The organism is Pseudomonas sp. GW821-FHT10B02 (assembly GCF_059415665.1).
Window position 1 is genome coordinate 1 of the sequence record NZ_JBWKNR010000015.1, and the last position, 16,855, is coordinate 16,855.

Annotated in this window: 16 protein-coding genes; 6 read left to right on the forward strand and 10 right to left on the reverse strand. The window is 60.5% G+C overall.

What is annotated here, in order from left to right:
* Positions 1-150 precede the first annotated feature (150 nt).
* A complete protein-coding gene (locus AC07OF_RS21195; protein WP_495073411.1) occupies positions 151-1,071 on the reverse strand; it encodes a class I SAM-dependent methyltransferase in 921 nt (306 codons plus the stop codon).
* Between the two features lie 133 nt (positions 1,072-1,204).
* On the opposite strand from AC07OF_RS21195, the gene AC07OF_RS21200 reads away from it, so the two are divergent.
* On the forward strand, positions 1,205-1,897 hold the full coding sequence (locus tag AC07OF_RS21200; RefSeq protein WP_157193451.1) for an alpha/beta hydrolase: 693 nt from the start codon (positions 1,205-1,207) through the stop codon (positions 1,895-1,897).
* Here the strand turns inward: AC07OF_RS21200 and AC07OF_RS21205 are convergent.
* Positions 1,884-2,789, reverse strand: coding sequence for a DMT family transporter (locus tag AC07OF_RS21205; protein WP_476445798.1), 906 nt, complete (start codon positions 2,787-2,789; stop codon positions 1,884-1,886). The two genes, AC07OF_RS21200 and AC07OF_RS21205, sit on opposite strands and share 14 nt — an antisense overlap.
* 130 nt (positions 2,790-2,919) lie before the next feature.
* On the opposite strand from AC07OF_RS21205, the gene AC07OF_RS21210 reads away from it, so the two are divergent.
* Positions 2,920-3,357, forward strand: a complete 438-nt coding sequence (locus AC07OF_RS21210; RefSeq protein WP_157193453.1) for an Lrp/AsnC family transcriptional regulator — start codon at positions 2,920-2,922, stop codon at positions 3,355-3,357.
* Between the two features lie 84 nt (positions 3,358-3,441).
* Here the strand turns inward: AC07OF_RS21210 and AC07OF_RS21215 are convergent, their stop codons facing one another.
* The 3 genes from AC07OF_RS21215 to AC07OF_RS21225 are packed head-to-tail and all read right to left on the reverse strand — an operon-like array spanning position 3,442 to position 5,975.
* On the reverse strand, positions 3,442-4,338 hold the full coding sequence (locus AC07OF_RS21215) for a transporter substrate-binding domain-containing protein (protein WP_495073412.1): 897 nt from the start codon (positions 4,336-4,338) through the stop codon (positions 3,442-3,444).
* 9 nt (positions 4,339-4,347) lie between these two features.
* Positions 4,348-4,698 carry a RidA family protein gene (locus AC07OF_RS21220; RefSeq protein WP_157193455.1) on the reverse strand — a complete coding sequence of 117 codons (351 nt, stop codon included), beginning with the start codon at positions 4,696-4,698 and terminating at the stop codon, positions 4,348-4,350.
* A 35-nt stretch (positions 4,699-4,733) separates the two neighbouring features.
* Positions 4,734-5,975: a D-amino acid dehydrogenase gene (locus AC07OF_RS21225; RefSeq protein WP_157193456.1), complete on the reverse strand. Its 1,242-nt coding sequence runs from the start codon at positions 5,973-5,975 to the stop codon at positions 4,734-4,736.
* A gap of 105 nt (positions 5,976-6,080) precedes the next feature.
* On the opposite strand from AC07OF_RS21225, the gene AC07OF_RS21230 reads away from it, so the two are divergent.
* Complete coding sequence (locus tag AC07OF_RS21230; protein WP_157193457.1) at positions 6,081-7,025, forward strand: LysR family transcriptional regulator; 945 nt, start codon at positions 6,081-6,083, stop codon at positions 7,023-7,025.
* A gap of 39 nt (positions 7,026-7,064) precedes the next feature.
* Here AC07OF_RS21230 and AC07OF_RS21235 read toward each other — a convergent pair whose 3' ends face one another.
* From AC07OF_RS21235 to AC07OF_RS21250, 4 genes are all read right to left on the reverse strand, one after another.
* A complete protein-coding gene (locus tag AC07OF_RS21235; RefSeq protein WP_157193458.1) occupies positions 7,065-7,331 on the reverse strand; it encodes an immunity protein in 267 nt (88 codons plus the stop codon).
* Positions 7,332-7,579: 248 nt separating this feature from the next.
* Positions 7,580-8,242, reverse strand: coding sequence for a histidine phosphatase family protein (locus tag AC07OF_RS21240; RefSeq protein ID WP_157193459.1), 663 nt, complete (start codon positions 8,240-8,242; stop codon positions 7,580-7,582).
* A 210-nt stretch (positions 8,243-8,452) separates the two neighbouring features.
* Positions 8,453-8,791, reverse strand: a complete 339-nt coding sequence (locus AC07OF_RS21245; protein WP_157193460.1) for an FKBP-type peptidyl-prolyl cis-trans isomerase — start codon at positions 8,789-8,791, stop codon at positions 8,453-8,455.
* Between the two features lie 39 nt (positions 8,792-8,830).
* Positions 8,831-9,772, reverse strand: coding sequence for a DMT family transporter (locus AC07OF_RS21250; protein ID WP_157193461.1), 942 nt, complete (start codon positions 9,770-9,772; stop codon positions 8,831-8,833).
* Positions 9,773-9,926: 154 nt separating this feature from the next.
* On the opposite strand from AC07OF_RS21250, the gene AC07OF_RS21255 reads away from it, so the two are divergent.
* Complete coding sequence (locus AC07OF_RS21255; RefSeq protein WP_157193462.1) at positions 9,927-10,820, forward strand: LysR substrate-binding domain-containing protein; 894 nt, start codon at positions 9,927-9,929, stop codon at positions 10,818-10,820.
* On the opposite strand, the gene AC07OF_RS21260 is transcribed toward AC07OF_RS21255, so the two are convergent.
* Positions 10,813-11,220 carry a GFA family protein gene (locus AC07OF_RS21260; protein ID WP_157193463.1) on the reverse strand — a complete coding sequence of 136 codons (408 nt, stop codon included), beginning with the start codon at positions 11,218-11,220 and terminating at the stop codon, positions 10,813-10,815. The genes AC07OF_RS21255 and AC07OF_RS21260 overlap by 8 nt on opposite strands.
* 243 nt (positions 11,221-11,463) lie before the next feature.
* Between AC07OF_RS21260 and AC07OF_RS21265 the strand changes: the two genes are divergently transcribed.
* The gene (locus AC07OF_RS21265) at positions 11,464-14,196 is read left to right on the forward strand and encodes a hypothetical protein (protein ID WP_495073413.1); all 2,733 of its coding nucleotides are present in this window, start codon (positions 11,464-11,466) and stop codon (positions 14,194-14,196) included.
* Between the two features lie 314 nt (positions 14,197-14,510).
* Positions 14,511-16,769, forward strand: coding sequence for an autotransporter outer membrane beta-barrel domain-containing protein (locus AC07OF_RS21270; protein ID WP_157193465.1), 2,259 nt, complete (start codon positions 14,511-14,513; stop codon positions 16,767-16,769).
* Positions 16,770-16,855: the final 86 nt, after the last annotated feature.

Genomic DNA, 16,855 nt, shown 5'->3' on the forward strand with positions numbered 1-16,855 from the left:
CTGGTGGGGCGAGAATTTTTTGCTTACTTTTTTTTTCGACTGAAAAAAAGTAAGCCGCCGTAAGGGCGGAAAGGTGACTCAGCGCCACCACTGCCAATGGATATGCCCACAAACCGAGGGGCCTCATCGCGGGACAAGCCCGCTCCCACCCTAGCGGAACACCAGCGCCTTGAGCCCACCCTCGGGATCGTTATCGGGAAACTCCGGCGGGTTGGCCAAACGCTCGACAAACGCCAACCCCGGCGCCTCCTCAGCCATACCGTCAATCAAAAACCCAGGCCCGATGGCCGGATCATTGACACACGCCAACACCGTCCCACCCTCAGTCAACAACTCAGGCAACCGGCGCAAAATCTTGCGGTAATCCTGGGTCAACACAAAGCTGCCTTTCTGAAAGGTCGGCGGATCGATAATGATCAGATCATAAGGCCCGGACTTACGCACCTTGCCCCACGACTTGAACAACTCATGCCCGAGAAAACTCACCCGCCCCAGGTCATGACCATTGAGCCGATGATTATCCCGCCCGCGGCTCAACGCCGAACGCGCCATATCCAGATTGACCACCTGCTCGGCCCCACCGGCAATCGCTGCCACCGAAAACCCACAGGTATAGGCAAACAGATTCAGCACCCGCTTGCCCGCCGCCTGCTCCCGCACCCAGCGCCGCCCGTAGCGCATATCGAGAAACAACCCGGTGTTCTGCTTCAAACCAAGATCCAGCTGATAGCGCAAACCGTCTTCATCAATCAGCCAGTGCTCACTCGGTGAGCCCAGCAGCCACTGCCCGGGACTGTCGGGCAGGTAGCGATGCTGGATCAGCATGGCCTGCCCACTCCAGCATGGCGCCTCGGCCAGCGCCAACAGCATCTGCTCCAGCTCCGGCAATTGACCTTCCGGTGGCTCGCGAAACAGCGACACCAGCAGCACACCCTGCAACCAGTCCACGGTGATCTGCTCAAGCCCCGGCCAGCAGCGCCCGCGGCCATGAAACAGCCGACGGGTTTCGGCCGGCGCCGGGTCAAGCGCCGCAAGCAGGTGTTGCTGGAGAGTGTCGATCACAGAAGTCATGGCCAGGTTCAATACAGGAAAGCCGCCTATTCTACCCTGACCAGGCCCGCTCGGTAGCGCAACCGGTACGCCACCCGAAACCACCGGGAGCATCTACACTGCCTATCCCACCCTCATCTGCTGGACAACCACCATGAGCGAAAAACCTAGCATTGTCCTGGTCCACGGCTTCTGGGGCGGCGCCGCCCACTGGAGCAAAGTCATTCTTGAATTGTCGCGCCTGGGTTACCGCGACCTGCATGCGGTGGAAATGCCCCTGACCTCGCTGGCCGATGATGCCGAACGCACACGCAAAATGGTCGCGTCCATTCCCGGCAAGGTCCTGCTGGTTGGTCACTCCTATGGCGGCGCGGTAATAACCCAGATGGGCAATCTGCCCAATGTCACCGGCCTGGTGTACATCGCCGCCTTCGCCCCAGACGACGGCGAAAGCCCAGGCAGCATTACCGGACAAAACCCGCCTGAGGCAGCCGCCAACCTGCAGCCGGATGCGGACGGCTACCTGTGGATCAAACCGGACAAACTCCACGAAAGCTTCTGCCAGGACCTGAGCAAGGACGAAGGGCTGGTCATGAGCGTGACCCAGAAAGCCCCGCTGGCCAGTACCTTCGGTGACACCATCAGCAACCCGGCGTGGAAGCACAAACCTACCTGGTATCAGCTCTCCACCCATGACCGGATGATCGCCCCGGCCAATCAGGAAATGATGTCCAAACGCATGAACCCGAAAGAAGTGCTGCGTCTGGACGCCAGCCACGCCTCGCTGGCCTCCCGGGCTGCCGAAGTGGCAGCGCTGATCGACCGCGCGGCGCTCAGTCCGGCTTGACCGCCGCAACCTTGACCGCTGGTTTGAACCACCAGCCTTGCTGCATACCGGCGGCGGCCAGCAGGATCGTCGCCACTCCCAGCCACTGCAGCGGCGCCAAGCGGTGGTCGAAGGCGAACCAGTCAACGAAGATCGCCGCGATCGGGTAGATGAACGACAACGCCCCGGTCAATGCGGTCGGCAGTTTCTGAATGGCACCATACAGCAGCACATACATCACCCCGGTGTGAACAATCCCCAGCGTGACCAGCGAAGCCAGCGCACCGGCCTCGCTGGGCAGGCCCGAGGTATTGGCCCAGGGCGCCAGCAAGAGGATGCCGGTGCACACCTGGATCAACGCGATCAGGTGCGGTGGCGTGCCGCTCAAACGCTTGATGATCAACGCCGCCACCGCATACAGGAACGCCGCACCCAGGGCCAGGCCGATCCCCAACAGATAGTCATTGCCGCTGCCGCCCTGGCTGCCGTGAGCGCTGACAATCGCCAGCATCCCGGCAAACGACAGCACCAGCCAGAACAGCTTCTGCACGGTGATCTTCTCACCGAGAAACACTGCTGCCAGCCCGACCAGCATGAACGGCTGGACGTTGTACACCGCCGTACCGATGGCAATCGAAGCCCGCGAGTAGGAGGCGAACAACAACACCCAGTTGCCGACGATCGCCACACCGCTGAGCACCGCCAGGGCGAAGGTGGCCAAGGTCAGAATGCCGGGCTTGAGAAAGCCCATGGCCAGGCAGATCAACAGCAAGGTGCCAGCGCCAAACACACAGCGCCAGAACACCACATCCAGCACCGGTTGCCCGGACACCAGCACAAACCAGCCAATAGTCCCCGAGATCAGCATCGCGGCGACCATTTCCAGCGAACCACGGCGTATTGAACTGTCCATCACTCACCTCCTGAACGATGGCTAAATTATGCGAGCCTGGCGCTGTCTGCTCCAGTGGATTAAACAGGCTAAACTGCAAAGACACCTTTACTATCAAGGCAGATTCCGCAATCTGCCTAACGAGGCTGTGATGACCGACGATATCGACCAGTTGTTGATAAAGGCGCTGATGGAAGACTCGCGCCGCTCGCTCAAGGCCCTGGCGCAGCTCAGCGGTTTGTCTGCACCCAGCGTCAGCGAACGCCTGCGCCGCCTTGAGGAACGAGGAGTGCTCAAAGGCTATACGGTCGAAATCGACCCGCGCTGCTTTGGCTATCAGCTGCAGGCAATCGTGCGGGTGCGACCGTTGCCGGGGCAGTTGCAGGAAGTGGAGCGGCAGATCATGGCGATCCCCCAGTTCACCGAGTGCGACAAGGTCACCGGTGATGACTGCTTTATCGCCCGCCTCCACGTGCGCTCGATGGAAGAGCTGGATACGGTGCTGGACAAGCTCAATAGCCATGCCGAGACCAACACCGCAATCGTGAAAAAAACGCCGGTCAAACGCCGATTACCCCCTATGGCGTGATTCCCCCGGTGGGAGCGGGCTTGCCCCGCGATGCGATTTGTCTGACACACCGCAATCGCGGGGCAAGCCCGCTCCCACTCGTTTTTACTGCACTGGCTCACTCGACGGCTTGGCAATCAAACCCTTCAGTTCACTGGTCATCGGAAACTCCAGGTTCAACCCCTTGGGTGGGATCGGCTGCTCGAACCAGCGCTTGTAGATGCCGTCAATCCTGCCGCTGCGGTAGACATCCGCCAGCGCCTCGTTGACCGCTGCCAGCAGCTGGTCATCACCCTTGCGCACCATGCAGCTGTAGATCTCTTTCGACTGCGCTTCACCGACCACCACCCAGTCATGCGGATCGCGCGCCTTGGCCCGCTCGCCATAGAGCAGCGCGTCATCCATGTAGAACGCGGCGGCCCGACCGGACTGAAGCATCATGAACGCCTCGCCATGATCCTTGGCACTGATCACAAAGGCACCGAGGTTGTGCTCCAGGTTGTAGTTCTTCAGGTACTTCTCATTGGTGGTGCCGGCAGTGCTGACCACGTTCTTGCCCTTCAGATCATCCAGCCCCTTGATGCCGCTGCCCTTCCTGGTCAACAGCTGGCCCTTGACGAAAATGAAGCCATAGGAGAAGTCCACCTGCTTCTGCCGCTCGGCGGTGACTCCGGTGGTTCCGCACTCCAGGTCGACCGTGCCGTTCTGCACCAGTGGAATCCGCGTCTGCGAGGTGACCAGGTTGTAGCGCACCTTCAACTGCGGCACCGCCAGCTTGCTCTGCAGATGCTTGACGATTTCGCCAGCGAGATCCACCGAATAGCCCATGGGCTTGCCGCTATGGTCGCCGATATAAGAAAAAGGAATGGAGGAATCCCGATAACCCAGGGTGATGCTGCCTGAGTCGGCGATTTTCTTCAGGGTGCCGGAGAGAGGCGGCGTATCGGCCAATGTCGAATGAGCGAACAGCAGCGCCAGGGCAACCAGTGTGGGTTTGAACATGACGAGCTCCTAGCCGCGCACGGCAATGACAGTGATTTCCACACGCACGCCGGGACGCGCCAGTTCAGCCTGCAAGGTGGTTCGGGTCGGTACGTGGCCCGGTACAAGCCAGGCCGACCAGACCTCATTCATCGCCTCGAAATCCGCGGCGATGTCCTTGAGATAAATGGTCGCGCTGAGCAGCTGGCTTTTGTCGCTGCCCGCCTCGGCCAGCAAGGCATCGATCTTGCCCAGCACCTCGCGGGTCTGTTCACGGATATCGCGGGCCAGGGTCGGCACCTGGCCAGACAGGAACAGCAGTTGCCCGAACAGGGCGGCAGCACTCAAGCGCTCATTACTGTGCAAACGGGTTATCGACATCGGGACACTCCTTGCGGTTGTTGTTTTTGTGAAGGTCAGGCGGCCCGGGGGGACAGCCCGTGCAAGTCGATCGACGGCGCACGGCCGGCGAGCAGTTCGGCCAGCAGTGCAGCGCTGGCACAAGCCAGGGTAAAGCCGAGGGCGCCATGACCGAGGTTGAGCCAGAGGTTGCGGTAGCGTGTCGCGCCCAGCAGGGGAACACCGCTGGGCGTCGCCGGACGCATACCGGCCCACTCCCGGGCCTGTGCGTAATCGGCGGCATCGGGCAAGGTTGCGACCGCCAGCTGGCGCATACTGGCCAGCCGCAGCGGGTCCAGGGACTCGTCGAAGCCGACAATATCGACCATGGCGGCAACCCGCAGTTGATCCTCAAGGCGCGCATAGACGATCTTGCGGTCGTAGTCGGTGATGCTCACCTGCGGCGCCTGCTGCCCCGCCAGGATCGGCGCGGTGAGGCTGTAGCCCTTGAGCGGATAGACCGGCAGTTGCAGGCCCGGCAGACCAAGACTGGCGCTGCGGTGCCCGGCGCACAGCACCAGGCGCTCCACTGCCAGGTGCTGCTCACCCATCTCCAACCCCTGGATCATGCCGTCAGCATGGCGGATGGCGGTGACACGCTGACCGAGCATCAGCCGGCAGCGCCCGGAGGCCTGCAAGCGCTCGGCCAGGGCCAGGCAGAAGCGATGGCAATCGGCGACTTCTTCATCGGCGGTAAACACACCGCCAATGAACGGCGCATTGGCCAGTGCCGGCTCCAGTGCGGTGATTTCAGCGGCATCGAGCACCTGCTGCCCCTGCGGATCGAGGAGATGGCGGCGAGCCTGGGCGAAACTGGCCGGGTTACGGAAAGTCACCAGCTTGCCATTGCGCCGCCAGGCGAAATCATCCAGCCGGTCGACCTCACGCCACTGCGTCAGAATGCTCTGGCTGTGCAGGGCCAGGCGCAACAAGTGGGCGGCATTGCTGCGGTTGACCGAAGTCCGGCAGGCAGCCATGAAGGCCCCCAACCAGCGCCACTGAGCCAGGTCCAGGCGTGGCCGCAGCTTCAGTGGCGACTCGCTGCGCAGCAACCAGCCCAGGGCCTGCAGCGGTACACCGGCATCGGCCAGCGGCGACACATAGCGGTAGGACAATTGCCCGCCATTGGCAAAGCTGGTGCCCTCGGCCAGGCGCTCGCGCGCTTCGATCAGGTCTACTGCAAAGCCTTCGCGCACCAGGGCATAGGCTGTTGCCAGACCGATGACGCCCCCACCAATGACCGTTACCCGCTGTGCCATGTGCTTTCATCCGCAAATCCGAAGGCGTTCAGGTTAGGACCGATGACAGCCGCCGGATAATGAATAAAAATGCACCGGCCATAAACAAAGGTTATGGGGTCAAGCATGCGTTTGCGTCACATCGAAGTGTTCCAGGCCATCCGCCAGACCGGCTCGATCAGCGGTGCGGCGCAGTTGCTGCACGTCACCCAGCCTGCGGTGTCGAAGATTCTCCAGCACGCTGAAGCCCAACTGGGTTTCCCGCTGTTCCTGCGGGTGCGCGGCAAATTGCAGATCACCCCGGAGGCCCTGGCCCTGGAGCGCGAGGTGGACAAAGTCAGCGACAGCGTCGAAGGCGTACGCCGCCTGGCCGCCAGCCTGCGCCGCCAGCCGGGCATCACCCTGCGCATCGGTGCCACGCCGGCACTGGCCCTGTCGTTGTTCCCAGCGGTGATCAGCCAGTGGGCGGAGCGTCATCCGCAGTCAGAATGCGAGCTGTCCAGTTACCACAGCCGCGAACTGGTGCAGCAGTTGTTGATGCGCGAAATCGATGTTGCCCTGACCTTGCGCCACCCCGAGCACCCCGGTCTGAATGTCCAGCCATTGGCCCATGGTGTGTTGGTGGCGCTGGCGCCGACAGGCTACTGGCGCGAAGAAAGCCAGGGGCTGCCGCTGACGGTCGACGCCCTGGCCGGTGCGACATTGATCGGCCTGAGCAGCAGCGACCCACTGGCGGCGCAGGTGAACAACTATCTGAAAAACCTTGAGCCGGCACCGCGCATCGGCATTCGGGTGCAGACCTACTCCCTGGCGCGGGCCATGGTCGAGGCAGGTGCCGGGCTGGCATTGATCGACCCGTTTACCGCCCTGGGTTCACAACACACCGTAGTGCGCCCCTTGAGTCCGCCACTGCCGATCACGTTGTATGCGCTGACCCGTGCCAACGAAAGTCATCCGCATGCGATGGAGGAGTTGCTGGGGCATTTCGCTACGCGTGCGCGGGAGCGGATCGCATCAGTCAGCAAGGGAGTGGGGCTCGAAAAGGCCCAGCCTAAGCAGGGCCTCATGTAGGCGCGGGAATCCAGGAGGGGCTTCTAATAGTGCGTCAGGTCACTCTTCTGTCGCATATTTTTTGCTGGTCACGAAGCTAGGTTCTCTCCAATTCGGACCTTTGATGGTATGACCGTTCTCCCCTGTGGCAAATACTCCATCTTCATAAAGCTTTTGAAACGTACTCACCAACTCACCATTGGCGATGACATCGAATTTATAGTCAACGTACAGCCGGTCAATACGTGGATAGGATGAATTCGGAATGAGTGCCGTCAGCACATCAGCTACCGACTCATTGAGGATAATGTCCTTGATGGTACTCATTGCGGTCTCTCCATTGCTTCTCTGTACTCCTGCTTGTCGCCAGCCTCTTTTGCCTCCGGAGTATAGAGGTGGCTTGACCGAACATATTTAGGTCTGAGAAAGTCCATGCAACCAGCCCTGATGAGTGCCCACCATTGGAAATGGTTGTTAAATGAAATTACTCGGACCAGGCAAGGGTTCGGCTATGCGCTTTCAATGGTTCTTTTCAAAGTCCAAGGAACGGTGCGAGGCGCCGGTGTGACTCAATATCAACTCGGGCAGGTGTGCGCGCCGTTATCCAGGCCTTGCTTGTAGTTGCGGCTAAGCAGACTGGCCTTGCCGTCGTGCCAGGTCAGGGTCAGGACATACAGCGAGTCAAAATCGCCGCCATCCCAATCCTCTGTAATCACTCGCTTCTCACCCAGGGCCTTGCCGGCCACGGTATTGATCAGTTCGGGCAGGTAACCGTGAGACCAGGCGGTGTAGACGGTGGCGTTGCGGTATTTGTCCTGCAGCAACTCGTCGGCCAGTGCGCCGGTGTCGTTGGCGCCAAAGTCGATGTTCACCGGCAGGCCAAGCTTGATGGCGCTCGGGCTGATGGTCATCAACGGACGGATGTAGCTGTAGGCGTCGTCCTTGCTGCCTTCTTCAACGTGACGAGACGGATTGGCGGCGAACACATAGTCGGCCTTGCCGAACTTCTCAGGGAGCAAAGTGGCCAGGTCAAGAGCGCGATTCAGGCCTTGGCAGTTAAGCTGGCCCAGACCTTCCCCCGGTTTTTCCGCATGGCGCAGGAACACCAGGGTCTGGATGCCGTCCACTGGCTCGGCGCGGCTTTCGACGGCCTCCACGGCCAGCAGCGTGACACCACCGAGCAGGGCCATAGAACACAAGGCATGGCGGTGGCGTTTGAACAGGGTCGACAACTTCATGGTGCGGGCTCTTTACGGCAAAAAGGGATAACGCTGGCCCGCGTATGACACGCCGCGGCCGAGGCCGCGGGTGATCCCTGTCTTTTGTTCCATCCGTGGAGCGGGCTAACTGAGAGTGCGAGAATCCCGTTTGGTTCGATCCCTGATTGCTCAACCCTGAGCACGAGTGACTTTAGTGCCGTGATGTTGCCGGATTAAGACAGGCGCCTGTCACTCGTCGCGGGTCAGGACTTGCAGCAACTCGATCTCGAACGTCAGGTTCGAATGTGGCGTGATCGCCCCCATGCTGCGCTCGCCATAAGCCAGGTGAGACGGCACCACCAGCTTGCGCTTGCCGCCGACCTTCATGCCCATCAGGCCCTGATCCCAGCCCTTGATGACCCGGCCGGTGCCGATCACACACTGGAACGGTTTGCCGCGATCGTAGGACGAGTCGAATTTCGTGCCGTCTTCCAGCCAGCCGGTGTACTGGGTGGTAATCAGCGCGCCCTTGACCGCTTCCTTGCCTTCGCCCAGCTGGATATCGATGATTTGCAGTTCGCTGCTCATGCGTGACCTCGTTGATGCATGTTTCGAGGCTGCCTTTTCTCAGGAATGCACGGGTTTGGCAAGGTTTGTCGGGGTGCCATGCTGACGCATCGACCAGCAAACGCCGCCGATCACCAGGAGGATTGCCGCAGCCTCCAGCAGGCTCGGCCCGCTTTGCCGCCAGATGAAGGCATAGAGCAAGGCAAACAGGGTTTCGAAGACGATCAGTTGGCCGCTCAAGGTCAACGGCATGCGTTTGGACGCGGCATTCCACAGCAGCGCCGCCAGCCACGAGCCAAAAACCGCGCAGCCCAGACTGTAGAGCCAGAACAGCCACCAGCGCTCGGCCGACGCCTGCACCTGCAGCTGTGACGGCTGCCACAAAGCGATTACCGCCACCAACACCAGGCTGAACACCCCGGTCATCACGCCGCACAACACCGACCACTGATGGCTGTCGAAATGCCCGCACTGTTTCAGATAACGGCTGTTGTTAACCGCGTACCAGGTCCAGCAGGCCAGAGCTGCCAGGGCGTAGAGCACACCCGCGACTTTGTCGCCCACCGCGCCCGGCTCAACGGCAAAGGTCTGCAGGTTGATACACAGCATCCCGGCAAGAATCAGCAACAGCGGCGCGAACAGTTGTTTGAGCGCTACCCCGCCGCTGTCATGGCGACCATAGAGGGTGATGGTCAGCGGCAACACACCGACAATCAGCGAAGCGGGCGCCACCCCGAGGCGCTGGATAGCCGCCACCAGGCAGATGAAATACAGCAGGTTGCCGACCAGGGCCAAACGCCCCAGCATCCACAGGTCGGCCAGGGTCAACTTTCCGAGGGCCTTGCGCATCGGCAGCGCGAGCACCAGCGTCACCATCCCGAACAGCACAAAGCGCGCACAACTGAGCAACACCGGACTGAACTCTGGCAACAACTGCGGCACCATCAGCACCAGCCCCCACATCGCCCCGGCTACCCCGGCGTAGGCCACACCCTGTTTCACTTGCACGCTCCTGTTCAAAGAAGTGCGCAGGCTACCGTTTGGCCGTCGTCCGGACAAAAGATCATTAGGCATGCAGGCATTCCTGTGGGGAATGTCTTTCAGCCTGAAAGCATCGACTTTATGATGCAGCCATTCCTCAGAATGGATTGCCAGCATGAGTCGTTTCAGCCGCCACCTGCCCCCGCTGGACACCCTGATCGCTTTTGAAGCAGTGGTGCGCACCGGCAGTTTCACCCGTGCCGCCAGCGAGCTTTACCTGACGCAAAGCGCGGTGAGCAAACAGATCAAGCTGCTGGAACAACACCTCGGCGCCGTGCTGTTCGAACGCCGGGCCCGCGGCATTGCCCTGACCTCGGCCGGAGAAGGCTTCAACGCGATTGTCGAACCTATGCTGGAAAGCCTGCTGGCCAACGTGCTGCGCCTGAAGGCCGGCCATAGCAGTCGCAACGTCAGTGTCATCTGCACTCATGCCGTTGCTCAGTACTGGCTGTTTCCGCGCCTGCTGCGCTTCAACGAGCAACACCCTGAACTGACCGTGAACATTCACGCCAGTAACGAGATCAGTGAAAGCGATATCGCCCACTACGATTTCGGCATTCTCTATGGCCACGGCCACTGGAGTTCACTCAAGGCCGACAAGCTGTTCGACGAAACCATCTACCCGATCGCCAGCGTCAAGCGCGCCCTGCCGGCGATCGACTCGCTGCAGGCGCTGCAAACCTTGCCGCTGATACAACTGGATGCTTCGGCCTGGAACTGCCTGGACTGGCAGGACTGGTTCAGCCACCAAGGGCTGCGCTACCGGGCGCCCGCCGATGCGGTGACTTTCAACCAGGTCAATCTGGTGTTCGAAGCGGTATTGCAAGGCATGGGGGTGGGGCTTGGCTGGGAGTTCATGGCCCGTGAGCGCATCGAGCAGGGTTCGATCCGCCAGGTATCGGCGTTTGTCGTGCACACCGGGCAAGCCGACTATCTGGTGCACGACAAACAGGCCCCCTGCTCGCCATCGGCGCAGGTGTTTGCAGACTGGTTGCTGGCGCTCAGCTGAACAGCGCTTCGACTTCGGCCCGGGTCATGGTTTTCGTCTGGTTGGCAAAGCAGTAGTACGCCGGCTTCTCGTCGATGTACACCTGCAGGTCGAACACCCAGTCGGTGTCGCCCTCCAGTACACCCACCGATAGCGAATCGAATTTGCCGTTTTTCAGGCGATACAGCAGATGCGTGCCGCACTTGCCACAAAAGCCGCGCTCAGCCCACGCGGAAGACTCATAGAACACCGGCTGCCCGGCCGTGAACGTTACCGGCTCGGCGCAGATCACCGATAACAAGGGCCCACCGCCCCATTTGCGGCACATGCTGCAATGGCAGGCGTCGACGCTGGCTTTCTCCAGGCGGACACTGAGTTTGACAGCGCCACACAGGCAGCTGCCGTGTTTTTCCAGGGACATGGTCAAGGCTCCTTGCGGGGATGGTAGGCGACCAGTCTAGCAGCATCGCGGGGCAAGCCCGCGCCCACAGATCCTGAAGCTACCTAGCATTTTTGTCAGTTGTTACCTACCCCGCGCTTTCCTAAGCTGGCGCAGTATTCCTGACCCGCTCACTCCTGCTGACTCACCGCGCCGAGCATTCAGACCTGGCGGTATCAACTGGATTGGCTGCCTGAAGCGCCCCCTCCAATGGAGAGTTGAATCATGCCACGTGACACAGAAAGCACTGCAAGCCAGCCGTCCACTCTCGACAAACTGCCTGCCCCCACGATTGCAGCAGCGCGCGACGGTAGTCTCAGCTATGACGATACTGAGCGGGACCTCGAGGATATAGTGGCCATCACGGCAGATCCCCGCGTGGAGATGAAGCCTGGGAATCTCATCGAATTTTTCTGGGGCAAACATCGAGTCGGGTCAAAAAGCGTGCTGCCTGGCGATACCGGGGCCGTCACCATTCATGTGAGCAAGTACCGCATCAAGAAATTGGGCGATGGCGATCAAGCCGTTACATACACCATAACCACTCCGAGACCCCATAAAAAAATTGACTCCTTGCCCACGAAGATTCGGGTCAAAAAAGATACACCGCTCCTCCGCAACGAGGAACTACCTTTCCCCTCGATTGCAGCGGCACGCGACGGTGGGCTCGGCTATGAGGATATCGAACGCGACCCTGAGGGCATGGTGACCATCACGGTAGGCCCCTACCCCCGTATTGCGTCAGGAGACCTCTTCGAAGTCTTCTTCGGCGATCCCCAAAAACCCGAAAATCGTGTCGGTTTCAAGAACGCGGAGTCTGGCGATACCGGAATCGTCAACATTTACGTGGGCAATGCCACCATCAGCAAATTCAGCGATGGCGTCCATGCTGTCAGCTACACCATTTTCACCTCCATAGGCCAGGAAACGATTTACTCCTTGGCCACCAACGTTGAGATCAAGCGCTCAGTGCCTGGCGGCCCGGACCCCAGGCCAGACACACCCTATTTGAACGAGAACCTGGCCCCGCCTGGCGTGACCCCCTATCCCGTCCCGGCGGACGCGCAGTTCGCCAAAGTCACGGTCCCAGCCTGGCTCAACATGGCCGTGGGAGATGTACTGACAGTCATCTGGGCGGGACACAGAATACCCCCCCTCACCGTGGCGGACGGACAGGTCGGGCAGTCACTGGTGGTAACCGTCGATCGCGCGACACTCGAAGCGGCTGGCGGCGGCAGGATACCGGTGACCTACGAAATCCGTGACCGGGTCTTCAACTGGTCTCTCCTGGCCCCTTACACAGACGTTGATGTAGAAATCGAGGACCCGAATGCGCCTGATGCACCGCAGGTCGTGGACAACGGCACGCCGCTCTCGCAGATCGATCTGGCCACGCTCGGTACCCGGGATGCCACCGTATGGGTGCCCCGCTATGCCGGTATCCAGCCTGGTCATTCGGTGGTGGTGGAATGGCGCGGTCTTACTGCATCAGGCCAATCGGTTGAATATATCTCCCCCCCACTGCAAGTGCCCAATCCAGTGCCATTCGTCCTGGTATTCACAATTCCGAACAACCAGGTCACCCCGTTGGGCCAGGGTTCGGTGCGCGTGGCCTATCTCGCCAATGGACGCTTGTCGAGAAGAACACAGCTAGCCGTGATAGGCGAACCGTTGGCGCTAAGCGCTCCACAAGTGCCGGACGCGGTCGCTGGCGTGCTCGATCCCGCCAACGTACCCAATGGTGCCCGCTTCATTGTGCCGTTCTGGCCGGGGATCAAGATTGGCGACAGGGTCGACATCTTCTGGGACGGTTTGACGTCCACGGGACAGCCTCACAGGTACACCGCTTTCCTTATGGTGACGAATACAACAACCCCGCTGAACTTCACGATTGCGCTGAGCGACATCACAGCGATTGCCGGTGGCAGCGCCGAGGCCCATTACACGGTCACCACGACTACCGGCACCGTGCTTCCCTCGCCGAAACTCCCGCTGCAAATCAGGGCGGTCCCCACACAGCCCTTGCCCGCACCTACAGTGGATGGTGTGCGCAACGGTGTGATCGACGCGTCGCTGTCATCGACTAACGTCCAGATCCCTCATTTTGCCAGCATGGCCTTGAACGACCTGATCCGGATGATCTGGAACGCCCCGCTTCCAACGTTTGCCGAGGTGACAGTTTCCACGCTGGGACCGCAGACATTGCCAGTGGCCGGTACCTTCATCGCTGGCAACCTGAACGCCTCGGTATCGGTCAGTTTCTCGGTAACGTCATCAACGGGCCAGGACAAAGGAACCTCCCCTTCGTTGACCTTCCGGGTGGAGGCTGCAGCGATCATTCCCGGCCTGCTGCGCATTCCGAAAGCGCCTGCGGGCCGCCTGAACGTTCATAACGACTTCTACCGCGACGAGTATCTCATCATCGAGATCCCGCAATTCCCCGGCATGGCAAGCGGGCAGTCCATCGTGGTGGAGTGGGCCGGGCCCTATTTCACCTGGTCAAGCCAGCCACAGCAGGTCACGACGCCCGGCCTCCTGCAGTTTCAGGTACCGCGGCTCGAGGTCATCGACGCCATCGGCCGCTCCGTCCAGGTGCGCTACAGCGTCAATGGCACAATCCTCTCCCCCACCTTTGTCCTGAATATCGACAGCCAGGGCATAGAGATGCCGCCACCGCGGTTCTTCTATCAGAATGGTGCGACCGATGCGGTTTCGATTCTGTCTCCAGGCCAGCAGACCGGCCACACCGGCCGTGTGCGCTGGAGCGGCGTAGTGACCCGCGACTCAAGTGATCAACATCTTGAGGCTGGCAGGGCGGAGTACTTCCAGATTCCGAAACACTGGAGCGACGAAAACAAAGGCCGTGAAGTGTTGATCAACCACACCATCCATCGCCAAGGCATCGACGACCCTGAAACTCCTCTGAGGTTCTCGCGCGTACTCAGGCTGCGATTCTAAGAAGCAGGCAATAGATTGCCCTGCCCCCTCTGGGCAATCCATTGTGTTTTGCTATCACGAAACGTCATCAAAATCCGTGAAGTAATTGCGAAACAACATAAAAAACTATCATTTTTGTCAGGTTACCGTTTCAACGCCGTCGTTCAAGCTCAGACCTGAAACCTGAGCCTGAGCCTGCCACCTTTGAGCACTTCATCCTCATACTTTTCCTGCGCCCTATCAGTTTATTCCTACAGTCGCGCCTCCCGCCTTACTGCATCCTCCCGCCATTGTGAAATTCAGCACTCGCTGCATGATCTAATTCAGGAGAAACCATGGACAAGCCGATCAACGTCCTGACGCGCAGGCAACGCTGCGCCTGCATACTATTGCTCACCTGCTCGGTGCCGGCTGCATTTGCCGCAAGGCTGGACGGCCCTGACGCGCAAGCCGTCGTTGAAAAAAACGACCCTGTCGAACTCTGGGAAGTGCGCAATGGCGCCACCCTCACCCTGCGCCCAGGCGGCCAGGCCACCAACACCACGCCGAATCGCGCGGCTATTACCCTGTTCAACGGCGCGACCCTTAACGCCGAGGGCGCAACCGTCAGTGCAACAGGACGCGGCATCCTCAACAACCGAAGCACCATGAACCTTACCGGCAGCAGGGTTACTGCAACCGACCCTGGCGATACGGGTCGCTTCGCCGAGTACACCTCGGGAGTGGCCCTGCATATCCTGGGAGGCACATCCAGCGTGACAGGCTCGGTGCTTGACGGTGAACGCCATGCCATCGCCATTGCTTCCGACAGGGTAAGCACTCTGGACTACACCTCTACCCTCGATATCGCTGGCAGCCAGTTGATATCCGGCAGCGGTAGCGCCATTTATGTCGGCAACCCGGAGACCGCCATTCCGGAAACTCACATTACCTTGCGCGACGGCACGACCGTGATTGCCGGTAACGGCAATCTCCTCGAAGTGCATGACAATGCCAGGGCATTTCTGACCGTCGCCAACAGCGACATCACCGGCAACATTATCGTCGAGGACACTGCACACGCTGAAGTCAACCTGCAGAACCAGGCGATTTTGCGCGGCCGTATGCAAGGCGTGCAAAGTGTCTCGGTCGGTGACAGCGCCAGCTGGATCATCAATGGCGATTCCAGCATCGGCCAGCTCAGCAACAACGGCACTGTAGCGTTTTCCGACGGCGCGGCGGGTCGTACCCTCACCGTCGAAGGCAACTATGTCGGCAATGGCGGAACCCTGGTGTTCAACTCGGTGCTGGCGGGCGATGACTCGTTGACCGACCGCTTGGTCGTCCAGGGCGACACCAGCGGTTCGACCGGGGTGCGGGTCAACAACCTCGGTGGCTCGGGTGCCAAGACCTTGAACGGCATCGAGCTGATTCGTGTCGAAGGCGACTCGGCCGGCGAATTCAAGCAGTCAGGGCGGATTGTCGCCGGAGCCTACGATTACCATCTCGCCCGGGGACAGGGCGCCAACAGCGACAACTGGTACCTGAGCAACGAACTGACCCCGGTTGACCCTGTCGATCCAGTTGACCCAGTTGATCCGGTTGACCCAGGCCCCGGTCCTGGCCCTGGTCCAGCACCGCTGCTCATCGTCCGTCCCGAAGGCGGCGCTTACGCAGCCAACCTGTACGCCATGAACACCCTGTTCGACACCAGCATCAGTCAACGCACCGGGGAAACCGAACTCACCGATACACTGACAGGCGATGGTCACTCCACCAACCTGTGGATGAAACACAGTGGCGGCCACACCCGCAGCACAGACAACAGCGGTCAACTGAACACCCACGCCAGCCGCTACTCGCTGCTGCTGGGCAGCGACCTCGCAGGTGGCCTGACCGAGCATGGCGGTTCCTGGCGTGCGGGCGCATTTGCCGGCTACGGCTACAACCATGGCACTACCACTTCGCAAATCACCGATCACAAGGCAAGCAGCCAGGTGAAGGGCTACACCACCGGCGTGTACGGCACCTGGTATGCGTCCGGTAGCAGTGAGCGAGGCTTGTATGCCGATGCCGTGCTGCAATACAGCTGGTTCCATAACGAGGTGAGCGGCGAAGGGATTGCCAAAGAGACCTACAATGCCCAGGGCGTTTCCACCTCATTCGAGACGGGCTATGTTTTCCGTAATGCGCTGAATGCGCGCGACGCCTGGTACCTGCAACCCAAGGTCAAGGTCTTCTGGTCCGGGGTCACACCTGACGACCACAGGGAAGACAACGGCTCGATCGTCTCCACCGATGGCAGCGATACGCTAAGCACCAGTATCGGCGCCAGGGCCTTTCTCAAGCTGAACTACGCCAACGATGATGGCATCGTCGACAGTTTCAAACCCTTTATCGAGGCGAACTGGATTCATAACAGCCGCCAGGCCGGCGTCACCCTCGATGGTGTCAGCGTCAGCCAGGTGGGTACCCGCAACATCGCCGAAGTAAAAGCCGGCGCCGAAGGCCGGATCTACAACAACCTGACTGTCACCGCGGCTATTGCCCAGCAGTCAGGGGGAAATGACTTCTCCGATACCGCCGCCTCGCTCGGCCTGCGCTGGTCCTTCTGAACCCTTGCCGCGCGTGGCAATGCCACCGCGCGGCACCTCGCTTTCCCCTCTCCCCCTCCTCTCCCTGACTGTCGGGCCGAGTCGGC